Below are 15,112 nucleotides of genomic sequence, written 5' to 3'. Positions count from 1 at the left end.
GGTACTGGCTCGTACAGTGAGCCGATGGGGCTGGGAATTGGCGTGCACGGGCTCTTCGTAGGGCTCGGAGTGCTGGTTGCTGCCGTGGTCTTCGCCTACGAAGCACGTCGCAGGGGTGCTCCCGCTGAGCAGTCATTGATCGCGGTGGCGGGTGCCTTGGTCGGCGGTGCGATCGGTATGCGACTCTCGGGCTGGATCGAACATCTCAACCCGGCGCATAATCCCAGCCTTGTCGAGGCGTGGATGTTCGGGTCACGCAGCATCATCGGCGGGCTGTTGGGCGCATATGTCGGCGTCTTGGTGGCCAAGCGGCTCATCGGATACCAGGCTAAGACCGGCGATCTGTTCGCGCCCGCGGTGGCGTTGGGTATGGCGGTGGGCCGGATCGGATGTCACCTCACCGAGGCCCCGGGCCGGCCGACCTCGCTGCCGTGGGGGGTGCACGCTCCGGCATCGCGACCGAACTGTCCGGGGTGCCTGGCCGGGGTGGCCATGCATCCGTCCTTCCTGTACGAGATCGCCTTCCAGGTGGTGGCCTTCGCCGTGCTGTGGTGGTGGCTGCGTCCGCGTGTGACACATTCCGGTGAGCTCTTCGTGCTCTATGTGTCCGCGTACGCGGTGTTCCGGTTCTTCGTCGAGTTCACCCGCGCCAACGAAACAGTTTGGCTGAATCTCACTCGTCCGCAATGGGTTCTGTTGCTAGGAATGACTCTGGCCGCATGGAGGCTATGGCGCGGAAACCGTGCGGGCTATTACCAGGGCATGTTCCGCAAGCGCCGCGCCGAGGTGGTGACGGCATGAGCTATCCACCCGAACAGCCCAAACCCGGCACGAGTGGGGCGACGATGGTCGCCGGTGCACTCTCCTTCATTTTCGGCAACGCGGTGTTTGGATTCCTCTCGTTGATGATCGGCGGGTCGTTGGCCGACAGGTACGGTGCCGGCCTCGAGGTGGTGCCCGGATTTGTTGCGCTGGTAGGGATTGCGGTCGCTTTCGGCGTGGGCACGGTGCTCATCAGAACGGGGGATCGTGACAAGCGTGGTTGGGGTGTGGGCCTGATGGTCGGCTGGGCATTGGTGTCCATGCTCACGGTTGGAATCTGCACGGGGCTGAATCCGGTGTTGTACCAATGAGCATCCCGCCGCAACCGCCGCCCGAAGGTGAGCAACCTCAGCAATACCCGTATGGCCCGGAGCAGTACGGTCCCGCCGGATATCCGCTGCCGCCCGGATATCCGCTGCCGCCCGGATATCCGCTGCCGCCCGGATATCCGCCGTATCCGCCCGGTTACTACCCCTATCGGCAGCCGCCGCCGAAATCCAGCGGTGGTGCGGTGGTGGGGATGACCTTCGTCGGTGTCTTCGTCTTCTGGGTGATGACGTTCGGAACCTTTCTGGTGCTGGAGAACGCGATGAGTGGTGGGTTCGCACCCGATACCCGGGCGACCGTGGTGGCCGTCGTGATGTCGGTCATCGGTTTGGGCGGTGGGCTCGCGTTGACAGTGTGGGGCCGGGACTGGGTCCGCGGGCTGGGAATCGGCTTCATGATCGGTTGGGCAACCGTGGCGATCATGACGGGGTTCATTGTGGGCTGTCTTTCGATGTTGGACGGATTGGAGTAGACGTGGCGGGTATGGGGCTGCGCGGGGACCGCATCTTGCGGTACGTCAACGCTTTCTGTCCGCAGTGCCACGAGGCGAACCCGGAGCGCCCCCTCGCGGAGGTGGCCCGGCTCTCGGGCTGGCTCGCCCACCGTGACGACCGGGTGTGGCTCGAACGGGCCTGCCGCGTGCATGGGTTGGTGCGCACGCTGTACGACGAGGACGCTGAGATCCTTGAGTACCTGGAGGAATGGACGGCACCCACCAAGACCCATGTACCGGATGTGCCGGGCAACTTCGATCCCATCCCGATGGCTTATCTGCGCGGGTTGCCCGAGATGCAAACCCAGCACACGTGCATCCTGCTGGCAGACATCACCGAGGCGTGCAATCTGCGCTGCCCCACCTGCTTTGCTGATTCCTCGCCGGACTTGCACGGTGTGGTACCGGTGGAGCGGGTGCTCAGCAATGTCGACCAGCGGCTTGCACGGGAGAACGGCCGACTGGATGTCTTGATGCTCAGCGGTGGCGAACCCACTGTGTACCCGGAGCTTGCCCGGCTGCTCGATGAGCTGATGGCTCGACCGATCACCCGAATCCTGATCAATACCAACGGTGTTCTCATTGCCCGCGATGATGCCCTGCTAGAGCTGCTGGCTCGTCACCGTGAGCGCGTAGAGGTCTATCTCCAGTACGACGGTCCGTCGGCCGACGCTTCGCGGCATCATCGGGGTGGCGATCTGACGAGAATCAAAGCCGCGGCGGTACAACGTCTCTCGGACAGTGAGATCTTCACGACATTGGTCATGACTGCGGCGCTCGGAGTCAACGACGCGGATATCGGCGCGGTCATCGGTCTCGCCTTCGACACGCCCTACGTGGGTGGTGTCTCGATACAGCCGCAGTTCGGGTCGGGCCGAGCAGGCGCGATCGACCCCATGCAACGGCTCACCCATACCGGTGTGCTGAAACGTCTTGGCCCGCAGACGGGTGACGTTGTCACCTGGCGCGACTTGACGGCCCTGCCGTGTTCGCATCCCCACTGTTGCTCGGTGGGATACCTGCTGCGCGATGATGCGGGAGTGTGGCGGTCGTTGACCTCCCTTATCGGACACGATCGTCTCAAGGAGAACCTCGGATTGGTATCCAATCGCATTGCCGATCAGGAGGTTCCGCAGCAGCTGCGGCTGGCGGTCAAGGAGTCGCTGTTGGGCCTGCTTTCCGAGCAATCCTCCCTGTCGCATCCGACGATCGGCGATGTGTGGAAGACCATCTGTGACAGCTGTGATTTGGGAATCTCCACGTTGATGACGCTCGCCGCCTCGGCGTTACCGGGACGCCGGGAGAAGCTGCGGCGCATGCTCGGAGAGCGCATAGTGCGGATCACCGTCAAGCCGTTCATGGATATGTCGACGATGATCGAGGAGCGGCTCACCCAGTGCTGCGTGCATGTCGCGACGCACGCCGCACAGGATCAGTGCGCGCCGTTCTGTGCCGTGCAGGCATGGCCGGCACTTTCCCGGCAGCGGTTGTCGGTGTCCGCGGCGGCCACCACGCCAGAGCTGGTGCTGCTCCCGATCCAATAGCACAGTGCGCCAAGGCTGATCGCGGCACCCAGCAGGCAGACGCCGCCCCAACCGTGGGTCGCGTACACCCAGGTCGACACGATGGCGCCGACAGCGCTGCCGATCGAATAGAACGTCATGTAGGCGGCGGTGAGCCGGCCGTGGAGTTCGGTATCCAGCCGGTAGATGAGGCTCTGATTCGCCACGTGTACCGACTGCAGCCCGAAATCGATGATCGCGACTGCGATGGTCAGGCCGAGCAGGGTCCAGCGCAGGGTCGCTGCGAATGCCCATGCGGCCAGCATCAGCGACAGGCCCACGCCGGTAACCCGATTGGCCCAGCCCCTGTCGCACCATGATCCGGCCTTGAACGCACCCAGCGCGCCCGCCGCCCCGGCTAGCCCGAACAGCCCGACTTCGGTATGCGACAAGTGGTATGGGCCAGAGGTGAGCGGTAACACCATGGGCGTCAACAGGACGGTGATGGCGGCGAAGATGAGCATCGCGATGATGGCCCGCGAGCGCAACACCGGCACGTCGCGCAGGAGTCGCAGCGTGGAGGCGACCAGTTGTCCGTAGGGCAGCCCCTGGGGCGAGCGGGTGGAGTGCGGCAGCGCGCGCGTCAAAATCGCTGCGGTCGCTACGGCGGCAATGGCGGCCACCAGATACACCGCTCGCCAGCCGAACAGGTCGGACAGGGCGCCGGATACCGTGCGCGCCAGAAGAATACCGCTGATGATGCCGCCGGTGACCACGCCGACGGCCCATCCCTGCCGCTCTGGCTCGGCGTGTACCGCCGTGTAGGTGACCATCACCTGCGTCACCACCGCGAGTGCGCCGACGGCGGTGACGCTGAGCAGGAACGTCCACGGGTTGGGCGATATCGCTGTGGCCAGCAGAGATACACCCAGCAGAACGGTCTGCCCGACGATGAGCCGACGTTGGTTGACGGTATCGCCAAGGGGCACGATCAGCAGTAGGCCGATGGCGTACCCAACCTGGGTGAGGGTTAGCACGATGCCGACTTGTGCTGTGGGCATGGAGAATTGTGCCCCGATGGTGTCCAGCAGCGGCTGTGAGAAGTAGATGGTCGCCACCGCGAGGCCGCAGGCGATCGAGAACAACACGATGACGGGTCTGGTCAGCACGCGCGCCCCTCGGTAGAGTTGGTTTCACTTCGCAACCATTTGAGCCTGGCATGAATGGTTGCATATTGCAACCAAGGGAGGCTGTCCATGGTGGGTCGCGCCAGTCACGCGGATTCGAGCTGCACCCTGGCCAGGCCGCTGGGTGAGATCGGGGACGGCTGGTCACTGCTGATCGTTCGTGACGCGTTTGACGGTTTACGGAGGTTCGGGGAGTTTCAGAAGAGTCTTGGGCTCGCGAAGAACATCCTGGCTTCTCGTCTGGCGACATTGGTGGACAACGGCATCCTCGAGGTCGTTCCCGCCGGGGCGCGGCATGAGTACCAACTGACACAGAAAGGGCGTGGGCTGTTTCCCGTCTTGGTGGCCCTGAGACAGTGGAGCGACGAGTTCTGTTTCGCCCCTGGAGAACGGCGCGTCGCCCTGGTCGATCGCGAGACGTCCCGTCCGGTGCAGCGCTTCGAGCTGCGTGCGGCAGACGGCCACGCACTGGCTCCGGAAGATACGGCCGTGATCGGCGTCTAGTTCTGGTCGAGCCGGAATCCGCGCCTTCCGCATATATGCGGGTTGCGGTCGTCTACCGTTCCCATGTCGCGGAACGAAGGAGGACCCATGCGGATCGGATTCCTGGTGCTGTTGGTGTGCGTCGCCCTGCTCGCGCCGCCGCTCGCGACGGCCGACCCCGGCGCGACGCCGGTGGACCCGGCGTCCCCGGAAGCGGCCTCGATCCTGGCGCCGGCGCTCGCGGACGTGACGGCCCAGCTCGGCAAGCCGGTGCGCCTGGATGTGCGCAGCCTCAAGTCCGCCGACGGATGGGTCTTCCTCTGGTCGGCCATGCAGGAGCCCGACGGCGGCCCCATTGACTACGCCGGCACGCCCTTTGCCGAAGCCTCCGCCAATGGCATCCTGTCGAAGAAATACATAGCCCTGCTGCATCAGGGCGAGCAGGGTTGGGCGCTCGTCGACAAGCGGGTGGGACCGAGCGATGTCGCCTGGGCGGGCTGGGGTGCGCAGTACGGTGCGCCTGCGGCGATCTTCGATATCCCGGTCTACTAGTCGCGGGGCCCGGCAAAACCGCAGGTCCCGCACGATCTGGGGTGTGATCCTGGTCGGGCCGGGCGAAGCTGTCCGCGGTGGGCCGTATCGTGGGGTGTCGTGAAGTACCCCAGACCAAATTTCGGTGATGCGCTGACGCGACGGCGCGCGCTCACGATGCTGGGTCTGACCGTGCCCGCTGTTGCTGCCGCCTGCACGACCGTCGGCTCGAATGCGCCGCAAGATGTCCCGTCGCCGGGCGCCGTCCTGACCTTCTTGCCCGACGACAAGGCCAAGGAGGTCAACCCGACCGCGCCGGTCAGCGTGACCGTGGCCAACGGGTGGTTCCGGGACGTGAAGTTGGTCAACGCCGACGGCAAGGTCGTCGCCGGAGCGCTCAGTCGCGACCAAACGAGGTTCCGCACCACCGAGCCCCTCGGATTCGATGTGACGTACACCTGGAAGGGTTCGGCCGTGGGGCTGGACGGCAAGGCCGTTGCGGTGTCCGGCACATTCACCACCCTGGTGCCGACTGCGAAGGTCAACGGTCAGTTCCAGCTCGCCGATGGGCAGACGGTGGGGATCGCGGCTCCCGTGATCATCCAGTTCGATGCGCATATCGCCGACAAGGCCGCGGCGGAGAAATCGTTGAGCATCGTGTGTGACCCGCCCACCGAAGGTGGTTGGGCCTGGCTGCCCGACGAACAGCAGGGTTCCCGAGTGCATTGGCGATCACGTGAGTACTTCAAGGCCGGCACCAAGGTCGGGGTGAAAGCCAATCTCTATGGGATTCCCCTGGGGGACGGGGCGTTTGGGAACGAAGACATGTCCCTGGATTTCAGCGTGGGGCGCCGCCAGATCGTCTATGCCGATGCGCCGAGTCACCGTATCCGGGTGACCACGGACGAGGGCACCATCCTGGACTTGCCCTGCAGCTACGGCGAGGCAGACCTGCCGCGCAACGTCACCCGCAGTGGGATTCATGTTGTCACCGAGAAGTACGAGGATTTCTGGATGTCCAATCCGGCAGCCGGGTATACCAACGTTCACGAACGTTTCGCGGTCCGGATCTCCAACAACGGCGAGTTCATTCACGCGAACCCCAATACCGTTGGTCAGCAAGGCAGTACCAATGTCACGAACGGTTGTATCAATTTGTCGTTGGGTGATGCCGAGTCGTACTTCCGTACGGCCATCTACGGTGATCCCGTCGAGGTGACCGGCACCTCGATCGAGCTGTCGTACGCCGACGGCGACCTGTGGGATTGGGTGGTGGACTGGCCGACCTGGCAATCGATGTCGGCGCTTCCTCCCAATCCGAAGGAGCGGACGATCACCTCGACGCCGTCGACCTCGTCCATCCCGACCACCGTCCCGCTCACCCCGTCGGGTGCACCGACGTTGTCGGGGACGCCGACGTCAGCTCCGTTGACGCCGTCGGGCGCACCGTCGCTGTCGGGCACCCCGACAACCACGTCCCGATAGCGCTACCGGGCGCGAGAGGTCTAGTCGTGCGCGGCGCCGGTGAACGGGCATACCTGAATCTCGTCGGGAGCGCCGTTGGGCAACGAAGGTTCGGTCACCCGAGGCGAAGTGTCGGCCGGAAAGTCTTCTGCTTCTGGCGCACGCATCAGCGCTGAGCGCTCTCTTTCGTGCTGGGTGCTTGCTCGATAGCAGGGGACCTGACTTGCCTGCTTGCGATCCCGGACTATGACCATCATGCCGAGAGCGGGGCGGCTGAACGCCGCGAATGCCAAGTAGGCGCGCTCGGGCCTGCCGTGCGGTTCTAGCTCGAGACGACCGAAGATTCGGTGGAGCACGATGCTGGCTTCCAGCTGGTAGAAATTGATGCCCGGACAGCGGTGCTTGCCGGTTCCAAAGGCCATGAAGCCGTATCGATCTGGCGCCTTGTCCAGGAATCGCTCGGGCTGGAATTGTGTGGGATTGGCGTACGCATCGGGGTCATGGTGAATCGCGGCAGGCATTGCCTGTATCCATGTCCCACGGCGAACGCGGTGGCCGCCAATCAAGACGTCCTCACGGGCAATCACTGGTACACCCCATACCGGTGGGTGTAATCGGAGTCCCTCATTGTTGGCAGCGATCGCGTAGCGGTCGGACTGGGCGGCGCGTGCCTCTTCGCGAAGTTTGGCAAGCTTGTCCGGGTTCCTGAGCAGCAGGTCGATAGTGAAGCTGTAACCAGTAACCGACGTCTCGTGTCCAGCGATGAGGAGGGTTCGGAACGCGTCGCGCAACATCTCCCCGGACCATATTCTCGGGTTGGTGTCTGCCTTTTCCACCATCCGGGCGCCAAAGCAGTCCATCTCTGGATTGGCCCGGAATCGCGAGATCTGTCGGGCGATCAGCGCGTCCATTCGCGCAAGGGGTTCTTGAATCCGCCGCCCAGGCCAGCGCGGCAGATGCTCCTTCGTCCCACGGACGAACTGATAGAACAGCGCCGCGGGCCAGAGGGTAACCAATGTCCTGAGCGATGCGTTCCGGCTGCTGAGTAGATCAGAGAGTGCACTGACTCCCTCGTCGATCTCATCCTGATCCTCCAGCCCGAACGCAACACGCAATATGACCTCTTGCGTGAAGCGATAGAACATTTCCTGAAGAGACACAGGATCGTTGAGCGGCATCTCGTCGATGTATCGGTCCAGTACCTCGATGCTGATCTCCCGGTACCGCTCCACTGCCGCCAGTGTGAGCTCGGGAGTCAGGGCACGCCGTACCGCCGCGTGCTCTGGGCCGTGTAGCAAGAATGGGCTGTTAGGGCCTAAAAAAAACCGTAGAAATGGGTCCTTGCCGACTTCAAAGTCAACTTGATCTGGCGACAATCCGTACAGCTCGCGGCACAACCCGGGGGTGTTCAACGTGAGGAACTCAAGGTTGTGTCCCGGGATCACCCATTTGAGTAGGAACCTCAGTCGCTGAGGGAGGTGTGGATTTGCCACACGGAATCCTTCACCGTGCGTGCGCAGCTCCGCGCTGATCTGATCCGAATCGGTTATTGAGAATCTATTCTGCACTCCAGCAACAAATTTTAGATATATGCGCAACACACCCCAGTTGCGCCACGACGGCAGCATGGGGAAGAGCGGAGCGTTCTGCGCGGACTCAGATTCCTGTGCGGAAACCGTTGAGATGACCATACTGCCCGACAGTACTGGTTACGAGAAGTACTATCAACTATAAATAACAGATACTTAGGGCTGGCTGTGATCAAACCTTGACTGACGTGGGATGACTATCTATGGTGACCACGGGTCGCCGAGTGACTTCGGGTCATAACATCGAGTTCGGGCCGGCGGGAAAGGATGAAAGTGTGTCGCCAACGCGACGTGAGGTGACCGCCGCAGGAACCCGGGCTTCCCTCGTGGACAGCGCGGTCGCCTGCTTCTCAACGCGCGGATACGAGGCGACTTCGGTCTCGCAGCTAACAAATGATGCAAGTTTAAGCAAAGGTTCATTTTACAAGCATTTCCCGGACAAGCGATCAGTGTTCATAGAATGCTTCGTGCAGCGCCTTCAGGTCGCTGCGCAATTGCTTCGCGACGCTGAACGCCGTCTCGCAGGCCGGCCGCACGGTGAAGGTGTCGAGATCATGGCCGGCGCCGCGGCACAGTTCTCGATGTTGTCAGTGACGGATGCGGTGCACCGGGAACTCCTCCGCCAGGCACCCGAGGTTCTGGGCGCCGAGTTGCTCGCCGCGATCGACGAAGAGCACGTGCTATCGCCGCTGGTGTCGTTACTTCGTGCGATGGATACTCGAGGTGAACTGATGCCGGGGCTGCCTTTGGAAACGGTGGCGGCGCTCTTACTCAAGGCGGCGTGCGCCGGAAACACTTTGGTCGCGGCTTCGAGTGACCCTCACACAGTGGTTGTCGATGTTCTGGTTGCCCTGGCCGCCTTCTACCGGGGCATGGTGCCGGTCGAGCTGCAGTCCCGGTTGATGGATCTCGTCGGTACGAAGGGGCGGCACAGTGGATAGCGTCGAACTGAATGCGCTGTTGGGGCCGGGTAGCGCCACTCGCGACATGCTGGCGGATCTGAGCACGCTTTACTCTGCGTTCCCGTCGTTCATCTATCCGGTTCTCAGCGCAAAGGGGGGGAAAGGTGTCGACGACCATGACCGGATCGGCAAGGTCAGCGTTCGTGCCCAAGTCCGGCTTGAGGATGTCATCGGACGTGCCCGCGACACAGTCGACCTCGTCCTGGGCGTGGTGTTCGCGGACGATGAGCGAGTCGAGGTGGCCAACGCTATCCGCGAGATTCACCGGTTCATCCACGGCGAGTTGGACGACGGAACTCTCTATCACGCCTGGGAGCGCGACCTGTGGAATTGGACGTGGGCGGCGATTGTGCTGCCGTTGATGGAGGTTCATGGTCAATTGCGCGGCTGGCCGTCGCCCCTGGTGCAGCAGAAGGCATACGAAGGACTCTGGGCGATTGGGCAATTGTTCGGCGCCGACCAACTTCCAGAGCAATACGAAGATCTCATCGCGTATCGAGACGGCGCCTGGATGGATAGCGTCGACCCGCATGCCGCGCAAGCCGCCAGCTTCCTGCTTGCCCAGTTGCGCAGGCCCTCGTCATTTCGTGCCATGCCTTGGCTACCCGGCTCGGTACTGCGCGTGGTCAGTTGGCCGATCCGCCACCTTGCCCGTGTCGGATTGCTCATTGCTACTACCGATGCCCTCAACGATGCCATTCGTATCGAACTGAGCAGGAGGGACAAGCTGAGTATGAAGATCCACCGACGTGTCTGGAAGGTGCTTCCTGTCGCCATCACACGCGGATGGGTTGGGTGGTACATGGCTGGCCGAATCCGTTTCGGAAAAATGCCATGGCGTACGCACTACTCTCCAGAATCACTGCAGCACTACCGAAACCAGATGCGCAACGCCCGCAGGTCAGCCTCGCCAGAACCTGTTAGGCCATCGGCGATCTCACCGAACTAGGCTGCCGGGGAGTCGTATCGCACTGTGCAACAAAGGGACTCAATCATTCGGTGATGGTATCAATACGGCCGGTGCGCCGAATTTTGGGACACTCCAAGGCTCAGTCGCGGGTTGCCCTACGAGTAGAGGAGGCCTGATCTCGCGGTTTGACGACGATCTGGTCCAGGTTGACGTGCGGAGGCCGTGACGCGACGAACGCGATGATCTCGGCGACGTCCTCGGCGACCAGCGGGGTGATGCCCCGGTAGACCGCGTCCGCCCGGTCCTGGTCACCGTCGAAGCGCACCACCGAGAACTCGGTTTCCACCGCACCCGGTGCGACCTCGGTGAGCCGCACGGGCTTTCCGAGAAGCTCGCCGCGCAGCGTGCGGTGTAACGCCGCCTGGGCATGCTTGGCCGACGTGTATCCGCTGCCGCCGTCGTACACATCAAGCGCGGCGATGGAGGTGATGGTGACGATGAGTCCGTCACCGGAGGCAATCAGTTTGGGCAGCAAGGTGCGGGTCACCTGCAGAGTGCCCACCACATTGGTTTCCCACATCCAGCGCCAGTGCTCCAGATCCGCTTCGAGCACCGGTTCCAGGCCCCACGCGCCGCCGGCGTTGTTGACCAGCACGTCCACCCGATCCAGGCTCTGCGCAAGGGCGGCAACCGAATCGGCGTCGGTGACGTCGAGCACAACCGCTGTGCCACCGATCTCTGCGGCCAGAGCGTTGACGCGGTCCTCGCGCCGAGCCGCAACCACAACGTGAAATCCAAGGGCTGCAAGGGATTTAGCGGTTGCCGCGCCGATTCCTGAGCTGGCGCCGGTGACGACCGCGACCCGGCCGTCGAACGAGGGATTGGTCATGCAGGCCACTGTAGTCAGAAGGCCTACTAGGACATCGGCTCGTAGGGATGCTAAATTGCGCCTGTGTCCATCAAGCGCGCCGCCGAACCCCGGGTCACTTTCGTGATCGCGGGTATTGGTTCTCGGCTGCCGCTGGCTCGCGAGCTGTGTTGTCGCTGCGTCTGTCGCTGCGCCTAGTTTCTGCACGTCTTTCCTGACGTCTCGGGCGCGGTATCGCCCCAGTTCACAACACCATTAGCCATCTGTAGCCCGCGCTTCAGCCTTCGTCTGAATCCGGCCTTCCGCCAAAGGACCCTTCTCATGACTTCTCCGGTTCGCCGACCTGTTTCCCGTCACCAGATTCATCCCCCTGCCCTGTACATCGGCGATAGCGCCGCATCCTCGGTATTCCGCGCCGCACGTGTGCGCGGACCCGTGGCCCGCGATGCAATTGCCCAGGTCACAGGCCTTTCCATCGCCACCGTCAACCGGCAGGTCACCGCGCTGCTGGACGCCGGACTACTTCGCGAACGTGCTGATCTGGCCGTCTCTGGCGCCATCGGCCGACCGCGGGTGCCGGTGGAGCTCAACCATGAGCCATTCCTCACCCTGGGTATCCACATCGGTGCCCGAGCCACCAGCATTGTGGCGACCGACTTGTTTGGACGAACCCTCGACGTGGTGGAAACCCCCACGCCAAACGGTCCGCAGGGCGCCGCACTGGCCTCGCTGGCCGGGAGCGCGCAGCGGTACCTGGCCCGCTGGCACCGGCGCCGGCCGCTGTGGATCGGCGTGGCCACCGGTGGTGTGGTCGACGGACCGGCCGGGACGGTGGATCATCCGCGGTTGGGCTGGACCGAGGCACCCGTTGGCCGAGTCTTCGCCGACACGCTAGGTCTGCCGGTATCGGTGGCCTCGCACGTGGACGCGATGGCCGGCGCCGAGCTGCTACTGGGGCTGCGGCGCTTCGCGGCCCGCTCCCTGACGAGCCTGTACGTATACACCCGTGAGACAGTCGGTTTCGCGCTGGCGATCGACGGGCGGGTGCACAGCCCGTCGAGCGGCCCGGGAACAATTGCGGCACTGCCGGTTGATTCCGAATTGCTCGGCGGTACAGGCAAGTTGGAGACCACCGTCAGTGACGAGGCGGTGCTGGCCGCGGCACGCAGGCTGCGCATCGTGCCGGCGGGAGACGGGATCTCGGTGAGCGCGGTGTACAAGGCCGCGCGCGGCGGCAATGATTCTGCGCGCCAACTGCTTTCCGAACGTGGCCGAGTGCTGGGCCAGTCGGTGGCGCTGCTGCGCGACATCCTCAACCCCGACGAGGTGATCGTGGGTGGGCAGGCCTTTACCGAGTACCCCGAGGTGATGAACGACGTCGAGACCGCATTCCTGGACCGATCGACGTTGTCCAAGCGCGATATTCGTGTGACGGCGTTCGGCAACCGCGTGCAGGAGGCCGGCGCCGGTGTGGTCTCCCTCGGTGGGTTGTTCGCCGACCCGTTGGGTGCCATGCGGCGGGCATCGGCCCGGCGGTCGGAGACGTCCGCGCTGGCCTAGCCCTGGGCATGTCGAGTGTGACGCTATGGCGGGACTTCCTGCGAGTTCCGCCGTAGCCTCACGCCGAGCAAGGTGGTTGCTGGCGTTTTGGCCGCGAATCTACGACTCGGGGCCAAAAAGTGATAGGCATGTGCGCATGACGCATATCCACCACGTGTCCTCCGCGAAGGTGCCGATGGCATACGCCTTCGACTACATCAGTGATGCGCACCATCTGGCGGACTGGATGTTCGGGATCGAGCATGTTCGTTTTGTGAACGACGTGCCACGGGGGCTCGGGGCCAAGTACGACATCGCCATCAACCTCGGTGCCACCCTCCGGTCGACGATCGAGGTGACGCAGTGGGATCCCGACACGCTGTTCACCACCGCGTCGCGGTCGGGGATCGACAACCAGGTCGAATGCCGGTTCCGGCCCATTTCCGATGGTGAGACCGAGCTGGAGATCAACATCGACTACCGGCTGCCCGGCGGGCTTGCCGGACGCGCGCTGGGCAAGGTCATCTCGCCGTTCATCTCGCTGGCCATCACGCATTCGGACGAGAAGCTGCGCAAGATCCTGGAAGAGGGATACCACCAGAAGATCACGGGCGGTTTCGGCGCTGAAGCCGCGCCGCATCGCCGTCCTATCCGTACACACCTCGCCACTGGCCCAGCCGGGTACCGGCGACGCCGGCGGCATGAACGTCTACGTGCTGCAAACGGCTCTTCAGCTGGCGCGCCGGGGTGTTGCCGTCGACATCTTCACCCGCGCCACCGCGTCCTCCGACGAGCCGGCGGTGGCCGTCGCGGATGGGGTAACGGTGCGCAATATTGTCGCCGGCCCGTTCGAGGGCCTGGACAAGTACGACCTGCCCACTCAGCTGTGCGCGTTCACCGCCGGGGTGCTGCGCGCCGAGGCGATCCACGAGCCCGGCTACTACAACCTGGTTCACTCGCACTACTGGCTCTCCGGTCAAGCGGGCTGGCTGGCCCGCGACCGCTGGGGCGTCCCGCTGGTCCACACCGCGCACACGCTCGCCGCGGTCAAGAATCAAACGCTCGCCGAGGGCGACCGCCCGGAGCCCGCACTGCGCGCGGTGGGGGAGCAGCAGGTCGTGGACGAGGCCGACAGGCTCATCGTCAACACCAAGGACGAAGCTGAACAACTGATGTCGATACACAATGCCGACCCAGGTCGCATCGATATCGTGCACCCCGGCGTCGACCTGGATGTATTCACACCCGGCGACAAGGCGGCCGCCCGCGCCGAATTCGGCCTGCGGGCCGATGAGCAGATCGTCGCCTTCGTCGGACGCATCCAGCCCCTGAAGGCCCCCGATCTGCTGGTACGCGCTGCCGCCAAGCTGCCGGGGGTTCGCGTTCTCATCGTCGGCGGGCCGTCCGGCAGCGGTCTCGATGAGCCGACGGCACTGCAGGATCTCGCTGCGGACCTCGGGATCGCCGACCGGGTCACCTTCCTGCCGCCACAGTCTCGAGAACGGCTGGCCCAGGTGTATCGGGCAGCCGATATCGTTGCGGTGCCCAGCTATTCGGAGTCCTTTGGGCTGGTGGCCATCGAGGCCCAGGCCTGCGGGACCCCGGTGGTGGCGGCCGAGGTGGGGGGTCTTCCGGTCGCAGTTTCCGACCAACGGACCGGCCTACTGGTCCCGACGCACCGCACCGAGGATTGGGCGGATGCCATCGCGGACCTGTTGGCGCGCACCGGGACCGAGTTCAGCAGTGCGGCTGTCGCGCATGCCGCCGGCTTTTCCTGGTCCAGCACCGCCGATGCCCTGCTTGCCAGTTACAGCCGTGCCATCTCCGATTACCGTGCGCCACAAAGACCCTCGACACAGCGTCCGCCGCGTTCGCGGTTTCGGTCGCGTCGGCTGTCGGGGCTGCGGCGATGAGCACCGCCGGGGACGCCTACGCCACTATCGTGCGGACGCTCGTGGAGCGGGAGATCACCTTCACCGAGCATCACGGTCCGGACGGCAAGTCGGCGCTGATCGTGGAGCTGCCCGGTGAACGCAAGCAAAAGATCACCACGATGCTCAGCCCGGGTGAGCACGCCGTGCGCGTCGAGGTGTTCGTCTGCCGGCGCCCCGACGAGAACACCGAGGGTGTCTACCGCTACCTGCTCAAACGCAACCGCCGCTTGTACGCCGTCGCGTACACGATCGACAACATGGGCGACATCTACCTGGTGGGTCGCCTGCCGCTGCCGGCGATCACCCCGGATGAGATCGACAGGTTGCTCGGACAGGTGCTGGAGGCCGCGGACAACGACTTCAACATCCTGCTGGAGTTGGGGTTCAAGACGTCGATCCAGAAGGAGTGGGCGTGGCGTACCTCGCGGGGCGAGTCGCTGAAGAACCTTGAGGCCTTCGAGCACCTCATCGAGGATTGACCCTCGTCGGCCAGGAGATGCC

General features: G+C 64.0%; 15 protein-coding genes and 1 pseudogene. 13 read left to right on the top strand and 3 right to left on the bottom strand.

What is annotated here, in order from left to right:
• Window positions 1–24 precede the first annotated feature (24 nt).
• The 4 genes from B4400_RS04180 to B4400_RS04165 are packed head-to-tail and all read left to right on the top strand — an operon-like array spanning window position 25 to window position 3,186.
• Complete coding sequence (locus tag B4400_RS04180; protein ID WP_078308076.1) at window positions 25–801, top strand: prolipoprotein diacylglyceryl transferase; 777 nt, start codon at window positions 25–27, stop codon at window positions 799–801.
• Window positions 798–1,133 carry a hypothetical protein gene (locus tag B4400_RS04175; RefSeq protein WP_078308078.1) on the top strand — a complete coding sequence of 112 codons (336 nt, stop codon included), beginning with the start codon at window positions 798–800 and terminating at the stop codon, window positions 1,131–1,133. Before B4400_RS04180 ends, B4400_RS04175 begins: the two co-directional genes overlap by 4 nt.
• Window positions 1,130–1,621, top strand: coding sequence for a hypothetical protein (locus B4400_RS04170; RefSeq protein ID WP_078308080.1), 492 nt, complete (start codon window positions 1,130–1,132; stop codon window positions 1,619–1,621). Before B4400_RS04175 ends, B4400_RS04170 begins: the two co-directional genes overlap by 4 nt.
• Before the next feature lie 11 nt (window positions 1,622–1,632).
• Entirely contained in the window at window positions 1,633–3,186 is a 1,554-nt protein-coding gene (locus B4400_RS04165) for a radical SAM protein (protein ID WP_078308526.1), read from the top strand.
• On the opposite strand, the gene B4400_RS04160 is transcribed toward B4400_RS04165, so the two are convergent.
• Window positions 3,075–4,313: an MFS transporter gene (locus tag B4400_RS04160; RefSeq protein WP_078308082.1), complete on the bottom strand. Its 1,239-nt coding sequence runs from the start codon at window positions 4,311–4,313 to the stop codon at window positions 3,075–3,077. The two genes, B4400_RS04165 and B4400_RS04160, sit on opposite strands and share 112 nt — an antisense overlap.
• A gap of 87 nt (window positions 4,314–4,400) precedes the next feature.
• Here B4400_RS04160 and B4400_RS04155 point away from each other — a divergent pair, with 87 nt between their 5' ends.
• From B4400_RS04155 to B4400_RS04145, 3 genes are all read left to right on the top strand, one after another.
• On the top strand, window positions 4,401–4,835 hold the full coding sequence (locus tag B4400_RS04155) for a winged helix-turn-helix transcriptional regulator (protein ID WP_078308084.1): 435 nt from the start codon (window positions 4,401–4,403) through the stop codon (window positions 4,833–4,835).
• Window positions 4,836–4,922: 87 nt separating this feature from the next.
• Window positions 4,923–5,366 carry a hypothetical protein gene (locus B4400_RS04150; protein ID WP_078308086.1) on the top strand — a complete coding sequence of 148 codons (444 nt, stop codon included), beginning with the start codon at window positions 4,923–4,925 and terminating at the stop codon, window positions 5,364–5,366.
• A 99-nt stretch (window positions 5,367–5,465) separates the two neighbouring features.
• Window positions 5,466–6,830, top strand: coding sequence for a L,D-transpeptidase (locus B4400_RS04145; RefSeq protein ID WP_078308088.1), 1,365 nt, complete (start codon window positions 5,466–5,468; stop codon window positions 6,828–6,830).
• A gap of 20 nt (window positions 6,831–6,850) precedes the next feature.
• On the opposite strand, the gene B4400_RS04140 is transcribed toward B4400_RS04145, so the two are convergent.
• Window positions 6,851–8,107, bottom strand: coding sequence for a cytochrome P450 (locus tag B4400_RS04140; protein WP_170914923.1), 1,257 nt, complete (start codon window positions 8,105–8,107; stop codon window positions 6,851–6,853).
• A 587-nt stretch (window positions 8,108–8,694) separates the two neighbouring features.
• Here B4400_RS04140 and B4400_RS04135 point away from each other — a divergent pair.
• Together B4400_RS04135 and B4400_RS04130 are read left to right on the top strand one after the other, a co-directional pair.
• Window positions 8,695–9,339: a TetR/AcrR family transcriptional regulator gene (locus B4400_RS04135; protein ID WP_170914922.1), complete on the top strand. Its 645-nt coding sequence runs from the start codon at window positions 8,695–8,697 to the stop codon at window positions 9,337–9,339.
• The gene (locus B4400_RS04130; RefSeq protein ID WP_078308095.1) at window positions 9,332–10,309 is read left to right on the top strand and encodes an oxygenase MpaB family protein; all 978 of its coding nucleotides are present in this window, start codon (window positions 9,332–9,334) and stop codon (window positions 10,307–10,309) included. The genes B4400_RS04135 and B4400_RS04130 overlap by 8 nt, the downstream gene beginning before the upstream one ends.
• A gap of 100 nt (window positions 10,310–10,409) precedes the next feature.
• Here the strand turns inward: B4400_RS04130 and B4400_RS04125 are convergent, their stop codons facing one another.
• On the bottom strand, window positions 10,410–11,159 hold the full coding sequence (locus B4400_RS04125) for an SDR family oxidoreductase (RefSeq protein ID WP_078308098.1): 750 nt from the start codon (window positions 11,157–11,159) through the stop codon (window positions 10,410–10,412).
• Window positions 11,160–11,459: 300 nt separating this feature from the next.
• Between B4400_RS04125 and B4400_RS04120 the strand changes: the two genes are divergently transcribed.
• From B4400_RS04120 to B4400_RS04105, 4 genes and pseudogenes are all read left to right on the top strand, one after another.
• Window positions 11,460–12,698, top strand: coding sequence for an ROK family transcriptional regulator (locus tag B4400_RS04120; RefSeq protein WP_078308100.1), 1,239 nt, complete (start codon window positions 11,460–11,462; stop codon window positions 12,696–12,698).
• Window positions 12,699–12,834: 136 nt separating this feature from the next.
• Window positions 12,835–13,284: pseudogene (locus tag B4400_RS04115) on the top strand (SRPBCC family protein); the annotation flags it as partial.
• Between the two features lie 16 nt (window positions 13,285–13,300).
• Complete coding sequence (mshA, locus tag B4400_RS04110; RefSeq protein ID WP_078355998.1) at window positions 13,301–14,590, top strand: D-inositol-3-phosphate glycosyltransferase; 1,290 nt, start codon at window positions 13,301–13,303, stop codon at window positions 14,588–14,590.
• A complete protein-coding gene (locus B4400_RS04105; RefSeq protein ID WP_078308108.1) occupies window positions 14,587–15,090 on the top strand; it encodes a type III secretion system chaperone family protein in 504 nt (167 codons plus the stop codon). The genes mshA and B4400_RS04105 overlap by 4 nt, the downstream gene beginning before the upstream one ends.
• Window positions 15,091–15,112 lie beyond the last annotated feature (22 nt).

It is taken from the genome of Mycobacterium sp. D16Q13 (assembly GCF_002013375.1).
Taxonomy (GTDB): domain Bacteria; phylum Actinomycetota; class Actinomycetes; order Mycobacteriales; family Mycobacteriaceae; genus Mycobacterium.
This window is presented reverse-complemented; position numbering and strand designations above follow the sequence as displayed.

Excerpts from the sequence above, each read along its gene's own strand:
- B4400_RS04180 (WP_078308076.1), top strand. The coding sequence starts at position 25 with ATGGGGCTGGGAATTGGCGTGCACGGGCTCTTCGTAGGGCTCGGAGTG.
- B4400_RS04175 (WP_078308078.1), top strand. The coding sequence starts at position 798 with ATGAGCTATCCACCCGAACAGCCCAAACCCGGCACGAGTGGGGCGACG.
- B4400_RS04170 (WP_078308080.1), top strand. The coding sequence starts at position 1,130 with ATGAGCATCCCGCCGCAACCGCCGCCCGAAGGTGAGCAACCTCAGCAA.
- B4400_RS04165 (WP_078308526.1), top strand. The coding sequence starts at position 1,633 with ATGGGGCTGCGCGGGGACCGCATCTTGCGGTACGTCAACGCTTTCTGT.
- B4400_RS04155 (WP_078308084.1), top strand. The coding sequence starts at position 4,401 with ATGGTGGGTCGCGCCAGTCACGCGGATTCGAGCTGCACCCTGGCCAGG.
- B4400_RS04150 (WP_078308086.1), top strand. The coding sequence starts at position 4,923 with ATGCGGATCGGATTCCTGGTGCTGTTGGTGTGCGTCGCCCTGCTCGCG.
- B4400_RS04125 (WP_078308098.1), bottom strand. The coding sequence starts at position 11,159 with ATGACCAATCCCTCGTTCGACGGCCGGGTCGCGGTCGTCACCGGCGCC.
- B4400_RS04120 (WP_078308100.1), top strand. The coding sequence starts at position 11,460 with ATGACTTCTCCGGTTCGCCGACCTGTTTCCCGTCACCAGATTCATCCC.
- B4400_RS04105 (WP_078308108.1), top strand. The coding sequence starts at position 14,587 with ATGAGCACCGCCGGGGACGCCTACGCCACTATCGTGCGGACGCTCGTG.